This is a genomic window from Shewanella frigidimarina NCIMB 400, from assembly GCF_000014705.1.
Taxonomy (GTDB): Bacteria; Pseudomonadota; Gammaproteobacteria; order Enterobacterales; family Shewanellaceae; genus Shewanella; species Shewanella frigidimarina.
On sequence record NC_008345.1, the window covers coordinates 1,827,941 to 1,848,123 of the forward strand.

General features: G+C 40.9%; 16 protein-coding genes. 11 read left to right on the plus strand and 5 right to left on the minus strand.

Annotated features, from left to right (window positions below):
- Positions 1–33: 33 nt before the first annotated feature.
- Complete coding sequence (locus SFRI_RS07895; protein ID WP_011637007.1) at positions 34–870, minus strand: GGDEF domain-containing protein; 837 nt, start codon at positions 868–870, stop codon at positions 34–36.
- 566 nt (positions 871–1,436) lie between these two features.
- On the opposite strand from SFRI_RS07895, the gene recR reads away from it, so the two are divergent.
- The 6 genes from recR (at position 1,437) to nadE (ending at position 8,789) form a co-directional block, all read left to right on the plus strand.
- Positions 1,437–2,036, plus strand: a complete 600-nt coding sequence (gene recR / locus SFRI_RS07900; protein ID WP_011637008.1) for a recombination mediator RecR — start codon at positions 1,437–1,439, stop codon at positions 2,034–2,036.
- A 279-nt stretch (positions 2,037–2,315) separates the two neighbouring features.
- Entirely contained in the window at positions 2,316–4,229 is a 1,914-nt protein-coding gene (gene htpG, locus SFRI_RS07910) for a molecular chaperone HtpG (RefSeq protein WP_011637009.1), read from the plus strand.
- A 66-nt stretch (positions 4,230–4,295) separates the two neighbouring features.
- Positions 4,296–5,159 carry a tetratricopeptide repeat protein gene (locus SFRI_RS07915; RefSeq protein ID WP_011637010.1) on the plus strand — a complete coding sequence of 288 codons (864 nt, stop codon included), beginning with the start codon at positions 4,296–4,298 and terminating at the stop codon, positions 5,157–5,159.
- A 136-nt stretch (positions 5,160–5,295) separates the two neighbouring features.
- Positions 5,296–5,940 carry an adenylate kinase gene (gene adk, locus SFRI_RS07920; protein WP_011637011.1) on the plus strand — a complete coding sequence of 215 codons (645 nt, stop codon included), beginning with the start codon at positions 5,296–5,298 and terminating at the stop codon, positions 5,938–5,940.
- Positions 5,941–6,538: 598 nt separating this feature from the next.
- Positions 6,539–7,843: an inosine/guanosine kinase gene (locus SFRI_RS07925; RefSeq protein ID WP_011637012.1), complete on the plus strand. Its 1,305-nt coding sequence runs from the start codon at positions 6,539–6,541 to the stop codon at positions 7,841–7,843.
- Positions 7,844–7,958: 115 nt separating this feature from the next.
- Entirely contained in the window at positions 7,959–8,789 is an 831-nt protein-coding gene (nadE, locus tag SFRI_RS07930) for an ammonia-dependent NAD(+) synthetase (protein ID WP_011637013.1), read from the plus strand.
- Positions 8,790–8,793: 4 nt separating this feature from the next.
- Here the strand turns inward: nadE and SFRI_RS07935 are convergent, their stop codons facing one another.
- Positions 8,794–9,360, minus strand: a complete 567-nt coding sequence (locus SFRI_RS07935; RefSeq protein WP_041412877.1) for a DUF6942 family protein — start codon at positions 9,358–9,360, stop codon at positions 8,794–8,796.
- Between the two features lie 99 nt (positions 9,361–9,459).
- On the opposite strand from SFRI_RS07935, the gene SFRI_RS07940 reads away from it, so the two are divergent.
- Positions 9,460–10,959: an alpha/beta hydrolase gene (locus SFRI_RS07940; protein WP_011637015.1), complete on the plus strand. Its 1,500-nt coding sequence runs from the start codon at positions 9,460–9,462 to the stop codon at positions 10,957–10,959.
- On the opposite strand, the gene SFRI_RS07945 is transcribed toward SFRI_RS07940, so the two are convergent.
- Entirely contained in the window at positions 10,949–13,117 is a 2,169-nt protein-coding gene (locus SFRI_RS07945) for a diguanylate cyclase (protein WP_244262861.1), read from the minus strand. The two genes, SFRI_RS07940 and SFRI_RS07945, sit on opposite strands and share 11 nt — an antisense overlap.
- 360 nt (positions 13,118–13,477) lie before the next feature.
- Between SFRI_RS07945 and SFRI_RS07950 the strand changes: the two genes are divergently transcribed.
- The 4 genes from SFRI_RS07950 to SFRI_RS07965 all read left to right on the plus strand — a co-directional run bounded on the left by SFRI_RS07950 (position 13,478) and on the right by SFRI_RS07965 (position 18,143).
- The gene (locus SFRI_RS07950) at positions 13,478–13,744 is read left to right on the plus strand and encodes a DUF4212 domain-containing protein (protein WP_011637017.1); all 267 of its coding nucleotides are present in this window, start codon (positions 13,478–13,480) and stop codon (positions 13,742–13,744) included.
- A 12-nt stretch (positions 13,745–13,756) separates the two neighbouring features.
- Complete coding sequence (locus SFRI_RS07955) at positions 13,757–15,475, plus strand: sodium:solute symporter family protein (protein ID WP_011637018.1); 1,719 nt, start codon at positions 13,757–13,759, stop codon at positions 15,473–15,475.
- Positions 15,476–15,606: 131 nt separating this feature from the next.
- On the plus strand, positions 15,607–17,454 hold the full coding sequence (locus tag SFRI_RS07960) for a DUF294 nucleotidyltransferase-like domain-containing protein (protein WP_011637019.1): 1,848 nt from the start codon (positions 15,607–15,609) through the stop codon (positions 17,452–17,454).
- Positions 17,454–18,143: an exonuclease domain-containing protein gene (locus tag SFRI_RS07965; protein WP_011637020.1), complete on the plus strand. Its 690-nt coding sequence runs from the start codon at positions 17,454–17,456 to the stop codon at positions 18,141–18,143. Before SFRI_RS07960 ends, SFRI_RS07965 begins: the two co-directional genes overlap by 1 nt.
- A gap of 53 nt (positions 18,144–18,196) precedes the next feature.
- Here the strand turns inward: SFRI_RS07965 and SFRI_RS07970 are convergent, their stop codons facing one another.
- Positions 18,197–19,279, minus strand: coding sequence for a ketoacyl-ACP synthase III (locus tag SFRI_RS07970; protein WP_011637021.1), 1,083 nt, complete (start codon positions 19,277–19,279; stop codon positions 18,197–18,199).
- A 119-nt stretch (positions 19,280–19,398) separates the two neighbouring features.
- On the minus strand, positions 19,399–20,073 hold the full coding sequence (locus SFRI_RS07975) for a GntR family transcriptional regulator (protein WP_011637022.1): 675 nt from the start codon (positions 20,071–20,073) through the stop codon (positions 19,399–19,401).
- Between the last annotated feature and the right edge of the window lie 110 nt (positions 20,074–20,183).

Here is a 20,183-nt window from a genome sequence, read left to right on the forward strand (position 1 = left end):
AAACAGCCTTTTGTTGAGTCATTTGCGCCCTGTTTAAGCCACTCTTACTTGGTTGCGGCCATTTTGTTTTGATTGATAGAGTGCCCTGTCTGCATTTTTAATCAGGCACTGGTAGTCTTTACATTCAGATGTCATTCCAGCCACACCTACACTCACTGTGACACCAATGGAAAGTATATCTATTTCAGACTCACTAGGCAGTGCCAGCTGAATGTTTTCGATAATAGTCCTGAGTCGTTCAGCAAGTGTATAAGATGTAGATACTTGGGTTAGCGGGAGGATGACAATAAACTCTTCACCACCATAACGAGCCACTATATCTGATTCTCTTAACGACATTTTAATGTTCTGGGCGATATTTTTCAAAACTAAGTCACCAATCTGATGACCATACTTATCATTAATGTTTTTGAAATGGTCGATATCGATAAGGAAGATGGATAGTGGTTTAGAATAACTTTGCGCCCTTTGCGTTTCTTCTTTCAGGCGACGATCTAAGTATCGGCGGTTAAATATACCTGTTAATGAGTCGGTGATGTTTTCTTGTTTAAGGGCATGCATCTGCATAATGTCACTGGTGGTTTTGAGGGACAGGCTACAAACAACAAATACAAAAATAGCTCCGCAAAAAAATATCACCGGCACCACTAGATCAAGTGGTTGAGAAAATGTCACCAAGCTAAATTTTGCATAAATGACATAACCTATGATAAAAAAAAGGATCAGCAGAATTAGAAAACCCCAACTGTGGCGCAATTCGCCGGTTGGAAGTCGGCGAAATATTGTCCATACCGGTGTGATAGCCATTGCAAGTAATAGCGCTCCGCAAATAACCAATCCACTACCTAATAGTGGTAAAACATCTTGCATATTGAGTCCTTGCATTGGTGACACTTTTATATGGAAACTCATCTATTGGAAGTGTTTTTAATATTATCGTAAATGTCTTCTTTGTGTCCCCCACAGACACTATTAAGTACTGATCAGTAGAATATCAGATGGATTGAACAAGAAAAGTGATGGCTCTCAAAGTTAATTAATTCCTTATTTTCTGGTTGTGTCTAAAGCCATAAAGATGAGTCAATAGAGTTGTCTTTAAGTTGGTTTTTTGGTTTTTAAATAGATGTAGATACAGGTTGTTTCATTATTAATCTGCTCCCGTAATCACGGTAATTTTTTACTAAAAGTAATCGTTGAGCAATTCACCTACCTACGATGGCTCTGGTCATATAGAGTTAACGTTTTCAATAAGAACACTGTTAATTCGTCGATTGTTGGCTTCATTTATTGCAACAGAGGTATTAATCTTTGCATTCAAACGCTGCACAGACAATAATCGCATTGCTTTGGCGTTTCCGAGTATTGGCTTAGCCGATCACAAGACGGTTTCACCATGACATTACAATGAGTTTAGTTATTAAGGTATTGGCAATTTTATGAAATTTAGTCCTTTGGTCGATGAATTAATTCAATCTTTACGTGCGTTGCCTGGCGTCGGCCCTAAGTCTGCACAGCGTATGGCATTTCAATTACTTGAGCGTGAACGTAAAGTGGGCCTTAAGCTCGCAGATTCGTTGCAGAAAGCCATGTCTGAAGTTGGACATTGTCAAAGTTGTCGTACGTTTACCGAGCAAGATTTATGCCCTATATGCAGTAGCCATCGTCGCATTAATACTGGGATTATTTGCGTGGTTGAAACGCCTGCTGATGTGCTTGCTATTGAAGCTGGTGGCCATTTTAATGGCCGTTATTTTGTGCTGTTAGGACACTTATCGCCGTTAGACGGTGTTGGTCCTGAAGAGTTGGGGCTAGCGCTACTTGAGCGCCATTTAACGTCGAATGAGGTGAGCGAGCTTATTCTTGCTACCAATCCGACCGTTGAGGGTGACGCCACTGCACATTTTATTGCTGATATGGCCAGAAGGCATAATGTGGTGATTAGTCGTATTGCTCATGGCGTCCCCGTGGGTGGAGAGCTTGAGTACGTTGATAGTACCACTTTAGCATTATCTTTTAATGGTCGTATTCCGCTGTAATAGCCCTACACCTGATTAAAAACCAAGATGCCAGCAAGTCTAAAAATTAGATTTGTTGGCATTTTTAATTCCACCCTGGATGAGTCATGGCGGAATACAGGCTGCAAAAATGTGTCATATTGAGCCGATTTGGTCTTATCTGATGATTTATTATTCAACAAGACGGTGTTGCCCCTTGAAAATATTGTAACGTCCCCCATCTCTTGATTAACACAGAATTTTAGGCGAGTGGATTTTTCGACTCGTGATTGTTTAAACGTAACACCAAGGGAAATACTCATGTCACAACAAGAAACTCATGGCTTTCAAACCGAAGTAAAACAACTTCTGCAATTGATGATCCACTCTCTGTATTCGAATAAAGAGATTTTCTTACGTGAGCTAGTCTCAAATGCGGCCGATGCAGCAGATAAGCTTCGCTATTTAGCATTAACTGACGATACCTTATATGAAGGTAACGGTGATTTACGCGTTCGTGTTAGTGCGAATAAAGAGAAGGGTACCGTAACCATTTCAGATAATGGTATTGGCATGACCCGCGATAGCGTTATCGAACATTTAGGGACTATTGCCAAGTCTGGCACCAAAGAATTTTTTAGTAATCTTTCTGGTGAAGCGTCAAAAGATTCACAACTCATTGGTCAGTTTGGTGTGGGCTTCTATTCGGCTTTCATCGTAGCGAAAAAAGTTACTGTACGCACTCGTGCTGCCGGCCATGCTGCTAACGAAGGTGTATTGTGGGAATCTGAAGGCGAAGGTTCATTCAATGTAGAAAGTATCACTAAAAATGAACGTGGTACTGAAATTGTGCTGCATTTACGTGACGAAGAAACTGAGTTTGCTGACGATTACCGTTTACGCTCAATTATCACTAAGTATTCTGATCATATCTCTGTTCCAGTACAAATGTGGAATGAAGGTACGCCTGAGTCAGACGGCCCTGATGGCGAGAAAGTCGCGGCAACGGAAGGTGAATGGAAAGTGATGAACAAAGCGACAGCGCTTTGGACTCGTAATAAGTCAGACATCACTGAAGAAGAATACCAAGAGTTTTACAAGCATATTTCTCACGATTACAGCGACGCATTAAAATGGTCTCACAATCGTGTTGAAGGTAAACAAGAATACACCAGTTTACTGTACATCCCAGCCAAAGCACCTTGGGATATGTGGAACCGCGACCATAAGCATGGCTTGAAACTGTTTGTTCAACGTGTATTTATTATGGATGAAGCGGAACAGTTTCTACCTACATACTTGCGCTTTGTTCGTGGATTAATCGATTCAAATGATTTGCCATTAAACGTATCTCGCGAAATCTTACAAGATAACCAAGTAACAACTGCAATGCGCGTGGGCATCACCAAGCGTGTATTAGGTATGCTGGAAAAGCTGGCTAAAGATGAGCCAGAACAGTATCAATCTTTCTGGGCTGAATTTGGTCAAGTATTAAAAGAAGGCCCTGCAGAAGACTTTGCTAACAAAGAACGCATTGCAGGCTTATTGCGTTTTGCTTCTACTCATGACAACTCTGCCGCAACAACAGTGTCATTAGAGGCCTATATTGAGCGCATGAAAGCGGGTCAAGACAAGATTTATTATATCGTTGCTGACAGTCATGAAGCAGCTGCAAATAGTCCTCATCTTGAGTTGCTGCGTAAAAAAGGCATCGAAGTATTGTTATTGTCTGAGCGTATCGACGAGTGGTTGGTTAATCACTTAACTGAGTTCAAAGACAAGAAGCTACATTCAGTGACACGTGGTGATTTAGAGTTAGGTGAACTTGAAGATGCCGCTGATAAAGAAGCGCATGACAAAGTTGCCGAAGAGTCTAAAGGTTTAATTGAGCGTGTTAAAGCTGCGTTAGCAGACAGCGTTTCTGAGGTTCGTGTTACTTCACGTCTAACGGACACGCCAGCGTGTGTGGTCGCGGGTGAAGGTGAAATGTCGACGCAGATGATTAAACTAATGCAAGCTGCTGGTCAGCCTGTGCCAGAGTCTAAGCCAACATTTGAGATTAACCCAACGCATCCTTTGGTTGAGCATCTGAATAATGAAACTGACGAGCAATTGTTTGCTGATTGGGCTAACTTGTTATTACAACAGGCCTTGCTATCTGAGAAAGGCAGTTTGGCAGACCCTTCAGCGTTTATTAAACTCACCAATCAGATGTTATTGGCGAGTGTAAAGTAAACTCGATTTAAGCAGTAAAAGCGGACAATAAGTCCACTTTTGTTTTTGTCATTCTGCGGAGGCAATATGGACTACCTCATTAATCTTACTAAAGATAATATTCAACAAGTTGTTGATACCTCAATGCAAAAAATGGTGGTATTAGCATTTTGGGCGCAACAACAGCCCGAAAGTGTACAAATGTTGCAGACGCTGGAGCATCTTGCCAATAGCCAAGGTGGGCGATTTATTCTCGCTAAAGTGGATTGCGAAACCGAGTTAGAAATTGCTAACTACTTCCAAATTCAGAATGTACCGACCACATTAATTTTAGATAAAGGCAGACCCATTGATGGTTTTGCTGGGGCGCAAAGCCAGGAACAGATTAGTGATTTTCTCGACAAACATTTACCACCGATGTGGATACAAGAGTTTGATGACGTTAAGCAATTATTAGCCCAAGGCGAGTTATCGTCAGAAGACTTAACTCGCATTGCTGAACAGTTAAAAACAATTTATATCGATGCACAACAAGCACCTGAAGTCGCACTGGTGATGACAGATGTAGCATTACAGCAAGGTTTACTGGCGGAAGCAAAAGGGTTACTTGCCCGTATAGGTTTAGCGGATCAAGACAGTTACTATCATAATTTAGTGGCTAAATTAGCGTTAGCGGAAGATGCGGCTGATACTCCAGAAATTCGTCAACTGCAACAAAATCTCGCAGAGCAGCCAGATAATGTAGACGCTGTTATCATCTTGGCCAAAGCATTAAATGCAGCTCAACGTAATGAAGAAGCCCTTGAATTATTGTTTGTTATTTTACAAAAAGATATGAACGCTGCTGATGGGAAAATCAAACAAGTCTTCATGGAAATCTTAACCGCGATAGGTCAGGGCAATGCGTTAGCCAATCAATATCGCCGTAAATTGTATACCTTGTTGTATTAAACAAATTGAAGCCTTTTTGTTACAAGCCTTATTAGATCTTGGTCTAATGTCATAACAAAAGCGCTATTAAAAGTGTGGCAGATGTGCGAAAATCGCCGCCCTAAAAAGAACACAAACTTAAAAGAGGACTTTTGAGATGCGCATTATTTTATTGGGTGCCCCAGGTGCCGGTAAAGGTACCCAAGCTCAGTTCATTATGGAACAGTATGGTATCCCACAGATCTCAACTGGTGATATGTTACGTGCAGCGGTTAAAGCTGGTACGCCATTAGGTTTAGAAGCTAAGAAAGTAATGGATGCAGGTCAATTAGTTTCGGACGATCTTATCATTGGGTTAGTGAAAGAGCGTATTGCTCAAGAAGATTGCGTTAAAGGTTTTTTACTTGACGGTTTCCCTCGCACAATTCCTCAAGCTGATGCTATGGCTGAAAATGGTATTGAGATTGATCATGTTATCGAAATCGATGTGCCGGATGAAGAAATCGTTAAGCGTATGAGCGGGCGTCGTGTTCATTCTGGTTCTGGTCGTGTTTACCACGTGGTGTTCAATCCACCTAAAGTGGAAGGTAAAGACGATGTCACTGGCGAAGATTTATCTATCCGTCCAGATGACGAAGAAAGTACCGTACGTAAGCGTTTAGGTATTTATCACGAGCAAACTAAGCCATTAGTTGATTATTATGGCAAAGTCGCTGCTGAAGGTCGTACTCAGTACAATAAGTTTGACGGTACTCAGTCAGTAACTAAAGTGAGTGAGCAACTAGCCAGCGTATTAAAATAATCGCTGATTAGCTACTCCATTAAAAGCCTGCTTTGCAGGCTTTTTTTATGCCTAAGGAATAAGCTAACCGTTGCGTTGTATTAGTGGGAATACTATTCATTGATAGTGAACCCCTCGTATTGACTCAATATTTATTTAACTTCCGCTCAAGGTTGTAAACACGATTACCAAATCCTAATACTATCCTTGCCTCAACTCACTATTGATGTATTCATGCGCCTTACTCGTCTTTCAATTGAATATTTCATATGGCTAGGAATCAGTCTATTTTAACCGTTTGACCCAATCTATAAGCCCAAACTAACGTGATGGAATACAGCGATATTGAAGCTAATATTTGATTGAACAGATAAACATTCTCGAGCCGATTGAGCCCAAGTCTATATATCGTCGTAAAACAAAAAATGAATGAAATAAGACTGAATGCCACAACGAAGCATATTTAGGCCGTGAATGTGATAAAAGTGATATAGGATTGACGCTTACCTATGATAAAATCTGCCGCCATTTTCGCGGATGACGACTCATGCAAAATTGAATGAGTGTCAGTGGTAATTAATTTCACACTTGCACGGATGCCAAGCTATGAGAGCCCAATATGAAGTTTCCTGGTCAACGTAAGTCCAAACACTATTTCCCTGTAAACAGTCGTGATCCGTTATTGGCTCAACTTACGCAGCAGCCTCAACCTTTTTCTACTTACATTTGCGGTATAGATCAAACCTTGGTTGATATCGAGGCTAAAGTAGAAGACGAGTTACTTGAGCGATATGGCTTACCTAAAGGCAACTCAACTCTCATTAATGATGAGCAAGCCCATAATTTGTACCATGAACTTAAATCCAATGAGATGATCAGCGACGAATTTGCCGGTGGCACCATTGGTAACACCGTGCATAATTATTCGATTTTAGCCGATGATCGCTCAGTACTTTTTGGGGTTATGAGCCAACATATTATGGTGGGTAGCTATGCATATCGCTATTTATGTAACACTTCCTCAAAGGTTGATCTTAACTTTTTACAGCCTGTCGATGGTCCTATTGGTCGTTGTTTTACGTTAATTTCTGACTGTGGCGAGCGCACGTTTGCTATCAGTAAAGGCGCGATGGATAAGCTAACACCTGAGTATATCGATAAAGAGGTGGTACAAGGCAGTTCGGCGTTAGTGTTAACGGCATATCTGATGCGAGCAAGCGAAGGTGATGGTATTACAGATGCCGCAATGACGGCCATTAATTACGCTAAAGAAGCCGATGTGCCAGTGGTGTTGACATTAGGGACACGCTTTTTAATTCAAGAAGATCCACAATGGTGGCAAAATTTTATTAGTGAGCATGTTACTATTTTGGCCATGAATGAAGATGAAGGTGAAGCGTTAACGGGTTTTAAAGACCCGTTGCTTGCCAGTGAAATGGCACTTGATTGGTGTGACATGGTGTTAACTACGGCAGGCGCGATTGGGCTTTATACTGCGGGTTATACTGAAGATGCTGAAAAGCGTGAAACCAGTCATACTTTATTACCGGGCGCTATTCCTGAGTTTAACCGTTATGAGTTCTCTCGCCCGAAATTACAAGTGGATTGCGATACCCCAATAAAAGTGTACGCTCACATTGCGCCTTATATGGGTGGACCAGAATTAATTCGTAATACCAATGGCGCTGGTGATGGAGCCTTGTCTGCGCTGCTGCATGATTTATCAGCCAATACGTTCCATAAAACCAATGTGCCTGGTTCGAGTAAACATAAACGAGATGGTTTATGTTATTCGTCATTTTCACAAGTGTGTAAATATGCCAATCGCGTTGCATATGAAGTGCTAGCTCAGCACAGCCCGCGTCTGTCTCGTGGTTTACCTGAGCGGGAAGACAGTTTAGAAGAGTCATATTGGGAACGATAATCTATCGTCGATAAAATAAAACGATAATGAAGCATCATTATCGTTTTTTTTTGTGTAGATTTTTATAGAATAGGCATCGAAAGCCAGATTATTAATAAGCAATCAGGAGCGTCACGTGAAAGGACAAATCTTAAGAGAGATGCATGTACTTAAGGCCATTGAGCCTGAGTTTGAAATCCAACGCAGAATTGCTTTTATTAAGGCAACATTATCAGAGGCTCACAGCAAAACTTTAGTCTTGGGGATCAGTGGTGGTGTTGATTCATCACTTGCTGGACGTTTATGCCAACTGGCAGTGAATAGTCTTAATCAAGAAAAAGCCAGTGATGAGTATCAGTTTATTGCAGTGCGCTTACCTTACCATGTCCAGCAAGATGAAGCCGAAGCTCAGCTAGCCTGTCAGTTTATTCAGCCTTCAAAACAAGTGACCGTGAATGTTCATGATGGTGTTGTTGGTATCCATAATGCGACGCTAAAGGGGCTTACCGCCGCGGGATTATCATCAACAGATGCTGGAAAGACAGACTTTCTCAAGGGTAATGTTAAAGCCAGAATGCGCATGATAGTCCAATATGATATTGCTGGTGCTATGGGCGGCCTTGTTGTGGGCACCGACCATAGTGCGGAAAATATTACCGGTTTCTATACCAAATGGGGCGATGGGGCTTGCGATTTAGCACCATTATTTGGCTTAAATAAACGTCAAGTACGTCTATTAGCTGCCCATTTAGGCGCGCCAGAAATATTGGTTAAAAAGGCACCTACGGCGGACTTAGAAGATAATAAACCTCAACTTGAAGATGAAGTTGCTTTAGGGCTGACCTATGATCAAATTGATGACTTTCTAGAGGGCAAAGATGTTGCCAAGTCTGTGGAAGATAAACTGGTGAGCATCTATAAACGCACCCAGCATAAACGTAAGCCGATCCCGACGATTTACGATTAATATCTTACACTTTACTTAAGGCGATGTGTTGTCGGGTGAGTTCTATTAGCACATTAGCATATTGTCGGTAATCTAAATATGGCGTCAGTAATACCGTGTGCTGGTGCTGTATTTTTTGCTTTTCATCTAGTGAGACATAGTGCCGAAGATCGGTTATTCCCATACGTTGTTGGGCTTCTTTGCCACATAAAATATGCCAAGATTCAGAAGGAAATACTATCTCGCCGTGGTGTTCAACCTTTGAATTAACAATACGTAATTGGCAATGCAAGCGTGATGGAGTATTGATGTGTTTATCGATTTGTTGATCATGAGACTCATTAAATAATTGGTCACGGATCTGTTTCCAATCAATTCCTTTGTTAGCATTGATATCGTGTTCTAAACAGCAAATCTTCCCCATAATGGTGACGATTTTACGCCAGTGATTGCCATTCAATGCGACCAGTTGTGTAATGGCATCGGGATGAGAAGCTTGCCAGTGCAAGGGTATCTCTGGAGGCGTAGGTAAATAAAAAATGATATCGGGATTCATCGGTCCCCATATATGGCTAAATAAATCTGATGACATATTACTTCCAGTATCGTTATGAATGATAAGAGTTTGGCGGTTCGGTTGTAAGCGTTACACTATTTTTTGTTCGAATTGGTATCTATTTTTAAGGTTATTATGCGCGCAATTGTGATTGGATCGACGAAACATTTTTTATTTGCCGCATTTTATGGTGCTCTAGGTATTGGTTTAGCGTTAATCATTACCGCCGTTTGGTTGCTGAATGCACGGCCTAACTTATCATTATGGCACACGACGCACCTTACCTCAGAGTACCATCAACAGTCCGGTTTAACTGATTTTAGCCAATATTTACAGTTAGAAGATAAGCTTTTTGCTGAGGTAGAGCAGCAAGTTTACCGTCAATATCAACCTGAAATAGCATCCCCGGTTAATCGTTATGAGCGTAATAGTTTATCTGATCCTGGATTATGGCAACAAAATTGGAACCGTTCTTTCGAATGGAAAAATCCCCAAGCTGAGTTTGGCCTTTTATTGCTACACGGTATGTCCGACTCACCTTATGTGATGTCGCATTTTGCACAGCATTATCAGCACCAGGCTTATGTTTTAGGGTTGCGCTTGCCAGGGCACGGTACCATTCCTTCTGGATTAACCGACATTACTTGGCCTGATCTTGCTGGGGCTGTATCACTAGCTGTTGCCCGCTTGTCTGCCCAATTACCAGGTAAACCCATTTATGTGGCCGGTTTTTCGACTGGAGCTGCTTTAGCATTAAACCATGAACTTGAAAATATCAGCTTAAACAAGCCTACAAGCTTTGCCGGCATGATTATGTTATCACCAGCCATTGGTCTAGCTCCCATTGCGGCAGGCGCTTATTGGCAAGCTAAGCTGGGTAAGTTGCTCGGGCAAGATAAACTGTATTGGAACAGCATTCAAACAGAATATGATCCATTTAAATATCGTTCGTTTGCTGTTAATGCTGGCGATGTTGTGTATCAGTTAACACAGCGTAATCAGACCTTATTAGCATCATTGTCGGCGCAGCAATTTAATGCCATTCCTGCAATGCTAACGTTTCAGTCAGTTGTCGATGATACTGTTTCTTCGTTAGCTGTGGTTGATTTGCTATATCAAAAATTGCCAATAAATAAAGGCCATCAATTAGTGCTATTTGATGTCAATAGGACGAAGAGTAACAACCAATTACTTTTCCAAGATCCATTGGCGACTTTTGCCCCTTTTTGGTTACCAAAGCAATTACCTTATCGCTTAAGTTTGGTTGAAAATGATCCGCAACAAGATAATCATGTTCAGGTTAGGGAGCTTGCTGATAAATCGAAGACCGACGATGTGATAGCGCTAAGTTTGACTTGGCCGAATGATGTATATTCTTTATCTCATGTGGCGCTAAACTTTCCGATTGAAGACAGCCTTTATGGGCCTCTACCAAGTAATGACCCTGATAAAATCCAAATAGGCAGAGCAATTTATCAAGGTGAACGAGGCATTTTCAGTGTGACTGCTGATGACATGTTACGTCAGAAATGGAATCCATTTTATCCTTACATGATGACTCGAATTGATGAGTTTACTCAAGGGTATCAACCTGAGTCACCATTAGGCAATAAACCGCTAAATATTAGTCATTAATGATGTTAATGATTGTTCGATTACGTCCCTGTTGCTTTGCCTGATAGAGGTTATCATCAGCGACTTTAATCCATTTATCCAGTTCTACTTCATAATCAGCACTTGCCGTAATAGCACCAATACTGACCGTCACGTTAAATGACTGTTTATCTTCAGGTGATATGATGTCTAATTGCGACAGTGCCTCTCTAAAACCATTGAGATGATGTTCAATATGTAAGGTATTGGACAAAGGCAGAATAAGCAAAAACTCTTCTCCGCCGTAGCGGGCCACAATATCAATGTCTCGTTTAAAGTATTTCTGTAATAATTGTGACACGTTGCGTAAGCACTCATCACCAGCTAAATGGCCATAGTTGTCATTCACTTTTTTGAAGAAGTCTAAATCAAGCAATACAACAGTAATGGCCTGATCGCTTCGCAAACAAAAATCCACTAACTCACCAAATTTACGTTCAGCATAACGGCGATTATATAAGCCGGTTAACGGATCTCTATCAACCAGTTCTGTGAGTTTTTTGTTGGCCTTTTCTAATTCCGCCGTACGATGAGCAACTGTTTCTTCTAATTCGACTTGATGCGCGATGAGTTGTTGTTTACTGGCTGCTAACCGTTGGTACAGACTGAATACCTCTCTTGGTGAGCTATCGTCAATTGCCGATGTTTTTGCTGGATCTGAATATGACTGACTGAATTGATTGGCGACAGCTTCTAATGGCACCGTTAGCAACGCGCTGAGCTTCTTTGAAATATAGAAGGTACACAACAATGCAATCAACAGCATGATAAAGCTACTGAACATTTGTTCTTCAGCGAGTTTTAGTAACGGCGAAAATTCTTTTAAAATATACACGGTCCAACCATTATCGAGTTCCCGGTGAGCATACATGTATTCAGGCACAATTGAGGTCGTATTATGAATATTGATTAATTCAAGATTGGCTCGATATACGCCTTTATTTATTGCAAAATTAAATTGTGAGAGTGGTTTCAAGTTGAGTTTTGTTGATGCGTAAATTATTTGATTTTGTTCATCAACCATCACTATAGATTCATCGTCGGTATATTCATTAACTTGGTCAATATGTGCAAAGTGGGTCAGATCAAGTGACCCTTCTACGATTCCTGCAACTTGTGTGTGTTGCTCATCGAGATAAAAGGGCGCACTCATAGCAATAATTGCGTCATTTCCAAATCCGCGACCGAGAAAGACAGATGATACGAATAGGCGCTGATTATAGAATGACTCAATAAAATAATCTCTGTCTTTAATGTTGACGCTTTGTTCAGATATTTGCTTTGTCATGAGTCTTGATACTGGACTAGCAGCGACAATATTGGCTGTCGGATTAGCAATCAACATGCTGATAAAACCAGAATAGTTTTGATGTGAACTCGATAAAATGTCTTGCCATTTTTCAGGCGTATCTGCAACTAAGTCTAATTGGCTTGCAGTATTTTGAATGACGGTTTTATGGTTTTCAATGTAATTCTGTGCTGAGGTCGAAAGGTGGGCAACCGCTTCAGTCATGTTTTGTTTTAACATGATTTGTTGACGTTCTAAAAAATAAAAATTAAAGATTAACGCCGAAAACAATAACGTTAAGGTCACCATTAAGGTGAAGAAATAGGTCAGTTGTGAACTTAATTGTCTACGATGGCGGTCTTTAACTTTGTCTTTTAAAAACCATAACTTTGGTATCGCTAAAATCAGTAGTGATGCAATACTGGTATAAATCAGTCCGTTGATGCCTTGCTTTGAAATAATAAAGCCTAAGTGAGAGGGGGGAATGTCCATCAATAGCACCACATATAAATATACCATTGGTGCACCAATAAATAACCAATATGCTGCATCAGCATATAAAGCATAGATATCACGGCGTCTGGCATAACCTAAAAATAATGCTTCAAGCCCAAAAAACAAATACACATGTGGGCTATCCCATATCAACATTAATCCAGTTGATGCCATCATAGCGGTTAGAAATGCATACCAAGGTCCCAATAAAACCGCAGCAATGACAGTCACCGTGTTACCTAATACAAATTGCACATTGGCAAAAAATTGTATTGGGTAACAATTGATGAGCAATCCAACGACTCCCAAGATGATCGAGAATAAAAGATGTTGTTGATTAATGCGTGGCAAGGTCAAAAAAAATATCCTTATTATTTGTATTCTAAAAAGATTTATTCCTATCTAAGTACTTATCTCAGGAAATAGAACAGATTTCAACGCAAACTAAGGTTTTTTTACACGCAAATGTCCCTTTTTATCTTTTGTGATGCAGATCTCAATCTTTTAATGCTGAAATCTTGTTCGACCTTGGTCTAATTAAATTGACAAACAAGAAGTCTCTTTCATTTCAATATTTTTTATATAACTGATTTATATCCTTTTTTAAGTTTCACGTTAACGTTTGTTAATCAAGTACGACTAAGGTCTTGATTGTGGTGGCCCCCTGAGTTGCTAAATTAACAATGGCTTTACAAAAAATAACTTAGGGGAGTCGCAATGAGTTTTGAAAATAACGATAAGGCAGCGGGTTACTGGCGTGAGAATTTACGATTAGTACTTAGCTTGCTTGCAATTTGGGCTGCAGTGTCATTTGGCTGCGGTATTTTACTAGTTGATGTGTTAAACGAAATTACCTTTATGGGATTCAAACTGGGTTTCTGGTTTGCGCAGCAGGGTGCAATGTATGTATTCGTGGCGCTGATTTTTGTTTATGTAGCGAAAGCTAATACATTAGACAAAAAATACAATGTTCAGGAAGACTAAGGAGCACTAAAAATGGATGTTCAAACACTAACATATTTAATTGTCGGCGCGACTTTTGCGCTGTACATCGGGATCGCCATTTGGTCTCGAGCGGGTTCAACTAAAGAGTTTTATGTAGCAGGTGGTGGCGTTCACCCTGTTCTAAATGGTATGGCAACTGCAGCGGACTGGATGTCAGCAGCATCGTTTATTTCATTAGCCGGTATTGTGTCTTTTACCGGTTATGATGGCTCAGTTTACCTTATGGGTTGGACTGGCGGTTATGTGCTATTAGCCTTATGTATGGCACCTTATTTACGTAAATTTGGTAAGTTTACGGTTCCAGACTTTATTGGTGATCGTTACTACTCTCAGACTGCACGAACTGTCGCAGTTATTTGTGCCATCTTTATTTGTTTTACTTACATTGCAGGGCAAATGCGTGGTGTTGGCGTAGTGTTCTCTCGTTTCTTAGAAGTTGACGTAGAAACCGGTGTGTATATTGGTATGGCAGTGGTGTTCTTTTATGCTGTATTAGGTGGCATGAAAGGGATTACTTACACACAGGTAGCACAATACTGCGTACTTATTTTTGCCTTTATGGTTCCTGCTATCTTTATATCAGTAATGATGACAGGTCATATTTTACCGCAAATCGGTTTTGGTGCTGAGTTAATCGATGCTGCAGGTAATGGTACGGGGGTGTATTTACTCGATAAGCTCGATGGATTATCGGCAGAACTCGGGTTCTCCCAATATACCGAAGGCTCAAAATCGATGATTGATGTGTTCTTCATTACTGGTGCATTAATGTTCGGTACAGCGGGCTTACCACATGTGATTGTACGTTTCTTTACTGTTCCTAAAGTAAAAGATGCACGTATTTCTGCGGGCTGGGCATTAGTGTTCATCGCTATTATGTATACTACTATTCCTGCATTATCTGCTTTCTCTCGCGTTAATATGATTGAAACCATCAATGGACCAGAATCAACTGGCGTGCCTTATGAAACAGCGCCAACGTGGATTAAAAACTGGGAAAAAACCGGTTTAATTACATGGGATGATAAGAACAACGATGGCAAGATTTTTTACACCAATGGTGAAAAAAATGAGATGAACATTGACCGAGATATTATGGTTCTTGCCACGCCTGAAATTGCTAATCTTCCAGCATGGGTTATTGCATTAGTTGCCGCGGGTGGTTTAGCCGCAGCCTTGTCTACCTCTGCAGGTTTATTACTGGTAATTTCAACATCTGTGTCGCACGATTTACTCAAGAAAAATCTAATGCCGGATATTTCGGATAAGAAAGAGTTAATGTATGCACGAATAGCCGCTGGTTTCGGGGTTGTTATGGCGGGTTACTTTGGTATTAATCCACCTGGATTCGTAGCAGCGGTGGTGGCCATTGCATTTGGTCTGGCAGCAGCGTCGTTATTTCCGGCTATTATCATGGGTATTTTCTCTAGAACTATGAATAGAGAAGGTGCTATTTCGGGCATGGTGATTGGCTTATTATTTACTGCTAGTTATATTGCCTACTTCAAGTTTATCAATCCGGCGGCTAATTCATCTGAAAATTGGTTATTTGGTATTTCACCTGAAGGTATTGGTATGGTGGGAATGATGGTTAACTTTGGTGTCGCTTTTGCTGTCAGTAAAGTCACCGCTAAAATCCCTGACGAAATAGTCGCAATGGTTGAGTCAATTCGTTTCCCTAAAGGGTCAGGCGAAGCACACGATCATTAACCTGCTGTTATCAACACTGTTTAAAAAGAGCGCTTAGGCGCTCTTTTTGTTGGGCTTTAGTCCTATAGCAGATAAGCGAAACGCTTTGCTATAGTGATATTGTTCGCCCATGCACAATAGGGAAATGATTAATGGATGCCAGTGAGTTACAACCAGTAGAACAGTTTTTAGCGGCTCATTCGCCTTTCGACACGCTACCTAAAGAGAGTATTCAATATTGTGCTAGAAAGATTAGCATCGGTTATTACAGTAAAGCGTCTGCCTTTGTTGAGTTCGATAAAGACAATCCAAAATTGTACATTGTTCGTAGCGGTGCATTCGAAGTGCGTGACCCTGAAGGTGTGTTGGTTGACCGAGTTGGCGAAGGTGAGTGTTTTGGTTTTTCCACCTTATTATCGGGTGAAAAAGTGGTTAATAAAGTGGCTATTTTAGAAGATGGTTTGGTTTATCATTTACCACAATCAGTCTTTGCCAAATTACGTTCCGAACATCGGAGCTTTGATCAGTTTTTTGCCCGTGCTTTTGCTAAACGCCTACGCAATGAAACTAAATTTAGTGCTAAAGACTTGACCACGACTAGCCGTATTACTTCCATCATGTCATCTCAGCCTATTATCATCGACGCTCACGCCAGTGTTATGGATGCGGCTAAATTAATGCGTGAACACCGGGTTTCATCGGTGCTCGTTATCGATAATCAAAAATTAACCGGTATTTTGACCGATCGAGATTTACGTAATCGAATTATCGCAGAAGGCTTAGACGTCAATACGCTGGTGAGTCAAGCCATGACCATCAATCCCGTGACAACTCACGCCAACGCGCTAGTGTTCGAAGCAATGTTGGCGATGAGTGAGCATAATATTCACCACTTACCTGTGGTTGATGGTAGCCGTGCATTAGGGATGATCACCAGTACTGATATATTACGTTCGCAAAGTTCACAGCCCTTGCTGCTTATTGGCGAAATAGGGCGGCAAGGTAGTATCGAAAAGCTTATTCAAGTGAGTAAGCAAATTCCGTTACTATTGCAAAATTTGATCAGCGCAGATGCTAGAGCAGAAGAAATAGGTAGGGTATTAACGTCGGTAACCGATGCATTAACGCGTCGGCTAATTGAATTGAATCAACAAATTTTAGGTCAAGCACCAATGGCGTTTTGTTGGTTGGCTTTTGGTTCCCAAGGTAGGCAAGATCAAGTTGCTTGTTCTGACCAAGATAATGGTTTATTGCTGGCCCACGACCCCGATGAGTTTGCCGCCGCTTATTTTGAAGCATTAACAAAAGCAGTATGTAAGGGCTTAGATGAATGTGGTTATATTTATTGTCCTGGTGACATTATGGCGCAAAACCCCAAATGGCGCTTATCACTGGTGAAGTGGAAAGGGCTTTTTTCAAGATGGGTGAATACGCCAGAACCAAAAGCCTTAATGCATGCCAGTATATTTTTTGATATGCGCCCAGTGTTTGGGCCATTGAGTTTATTCAGTGAACTGCAAGATGATGTTTTAGCATCTACACAAAATAATGATATTTTCCTTGCCGGAATGGCGGGCAACTCGTTAACTGAATCACCACCATTGGGCTTTTTTAGGAAGTTTGTCCTTGAGCGTGATGGTAGTGAGGTGAAAGGCATGGATTTAAAACACAAAGGAAGTGCATTAATTAATGACATTGCCAGAGTGTATGCCTTAAGTGCTGGCATCAAAGAGGTTAATACTGCTAAGCGGATCAGAGCGTTAATGGACGCTAATATTATTAATCGTAAAGATGCACTTAATTTGGCGGATGCCCATGAGTTCATTGCGCACATGCGTTTAGCTAATCAAGGCTATCAAGCCACCAATAACTTACCTGTGAACAATTATCTAAAACCACAACACCTTTCTTCATTAATGCGCCATCAGCTTCGTGATGCATTCAAAGTAGTACATGATGCCCAAGCAGGTATAAAACTTAAGTTCATGAGGAGCTTTTAGTGGCCAGTTTTTGGTGGATAAAAGCGGTGTTATGGCATAAAAAAATGACCACTTTACCTTCATTACTCAACACGTATTTAGAAGCAATAACGCCTGCGTTAACAAAACCATTTCTAGATGCACCTTTGATGGCGATTGATCTTGAAATGACTGGCTTAGATCCAATCCATGATCAAGTCATCAGTATCGGTTTAGTGCCGATTATCAACGGGGTCATTCCGCTTGATAAAGCACAGCATATGATGATTTCTATTAGCGGCAGTGTGGGGCAGAGCGCGACGGTTCACGGTATTGTGGATAACCAATTGCACATGGCCTTAACGTTAGCAGAGGCAATTGATTGGTTTTTATCAAAAACAAAGGGCTATATTTTGGTCGCGCACCATGCACCGTTGGACATACAGTTTATTCAGCAGCAGTTGATACGCTGTTTTGGACAATCAATTCCGTTGGTATTTATTGATACACTAGCCATAGAAAAGAAGCGCTGCTTAATGCAACAGCCTGTATTAAAAGAAGGTTCGTTACGCTTGAATGCAAGCCGTACACGTTACCGTTTACCCGTTTATTCTGCTCACAATGCGCTTATTGATGCATTATCTTGTGCTGAATTGTTGCTGGCTCAAGTTTCGGCGATGGGTGATATTAAAAAGTTGTCGGTTAAAGACTTAATCAATGTGTCTCGTTAGAATAGAAAAGCCAGTCATCGAGACTGGCTTTTCTATTAAACACTGAAGACAGCTTATTCTGCGTTTTTAGCTTTATTGAAAAAATAATCAACTGCAGGTTTAATCAATTCAAGTGCGGTTTTATCGCAAGGCGGTAATGCAGCATCACTGGTGTTAATTGGCGTGGTGCGTTCGCCCCATTTTAGCAGTAAGGCCGCTGAGGTTAATCCAGCACCAAACGCGCAAGACAGAATAGTCTGATTGGCTTCAATTCTACCTTGAGATAACGCATCGCAAATCGCAATCGGGATAGTCGCTGCAGACGTATTGCCATAATCAGCGATATTGACGAAGGCTTTTTCTTTTGGAATTTTCATTCGGCTAACTAGCGTATCAATAATACGTTCGTTTGCCTGATGTGGAATAACAAAGTCGACATCGTCGATGCTGATACCACAGTTGTCTAATACCTTATTACTTAAACTTCCCATGCCATGAATTGCACGTTTAAACACATCTTGACCATTGATATGAATGTAAAAATCCAATGAGTCATTGTCAAATCTATCCATCTGGGTGCCAAAGTTAGACTTTAAAATATCGCGACCTTCAGGATCGTTATTTAATTCATAACCTAATACACCACCAGGTTGGTCACTGGCCTCAAGTACAACTGCACCAGCGCCGTCACCAAATAACACTGCTGTTTCACGTCGAGACCAATCCAAATAAAAAGATAAACGTTCAGCGCCGATAATCAGAATCTTCTTACTTTGGCCGCTCTTAATCATTGAGCTGGCCAAGCCAACACCATACAAAAAGCCACTGCAAGCAGCGTTAATGTCAAATGCACCACAAGTAGCACCAATATTTGCCTGTACCGTTGATGCAATATTGGGGATCAAGGTATCAGGGCTGGCGGTGGCTAGAATAATTAAATCTAATTCACTGCCATCAATCCCTGCTGCGGCAAGCGCATGCTTAGCGGCAACCGAAGCCATTTCAGAAGTATTAACGTGACTAATGTTACGCTTACTAATTCCAGTACGTGTTTTGATCCATTCATCTGTCGTTTCCATGAATGTCGCTAAATCGTCATTGGTCAATGTTGCGGGTGGAACTGACTTACCCCAACCGGTAATGTGTGCATACTGCATAAGAAGTTCTCTCAATATGTTTCAATAGTTAATTAAATTTATTTACAACATCAATGGTCTGACATTAACCAGCTGATGTTAAATGCTTAAATGATCATGACTAAGGTTTATTATTGTTATTATGACTTAATCTTTTGTTCTACCAGTTTCGTGATCGAAGCCGAAGCATGCAAGATATGCTCACGCAGTAAAGTTGTGGCTTTTTCGATGTCGCGATTTTTACATAATTCGAGTAACACTCGATGTTCTCTTTCAGCGATAGGTATCCCGCCAGTAAATAACAACTGCAGACGAATATAGCGATCGCAATTAGTGTTTAAACCGTTAACCACTTCCATTGTATGAGGACGATTAGCTGCTTGGTATAAACGGGTATGGAATCGAGTGTTCAGTTCACTCCAACTTGCTACTGATTCTTTCAGTTTAAATGCCAATTCAAGTTGAACCAGTACGGCTTCAGCTTCAACAAGATCTTTGTCAGATAGGTTAGGGATGGCCTTAGCCAACAAATCTGATTCGATCATAGCGCGCAGTTCAAATAATTCAGTGACTTGTTCAACAGATAACAATGTTGCCGTTGCGCCTTTGTGTGGTTCGAAATTAATCAAACCTTCTGCTTCTAATTGAACTAAAGCTTCACGAACGGGAATTCGACTTACATTTAACTGTTCTGCAATAGCAGACTGCCTAAGCGGTTCTCCTCCTTGTATATCACCAGAAAGGATCCGTTCTCTGAGCGCCTCAACAACAAGTTGCGTACGCGTTTTATGAATAATAGGAGGTATATTGCTCATGTATTCTATAATAATCACTAATTTCTTCGGGCAAGGGTAACGCTTAGCCGCCGCTTTATAAAGTGAAACCTATACAATTATGCAGATTAAGCTCATAAAACCGCGGTAAA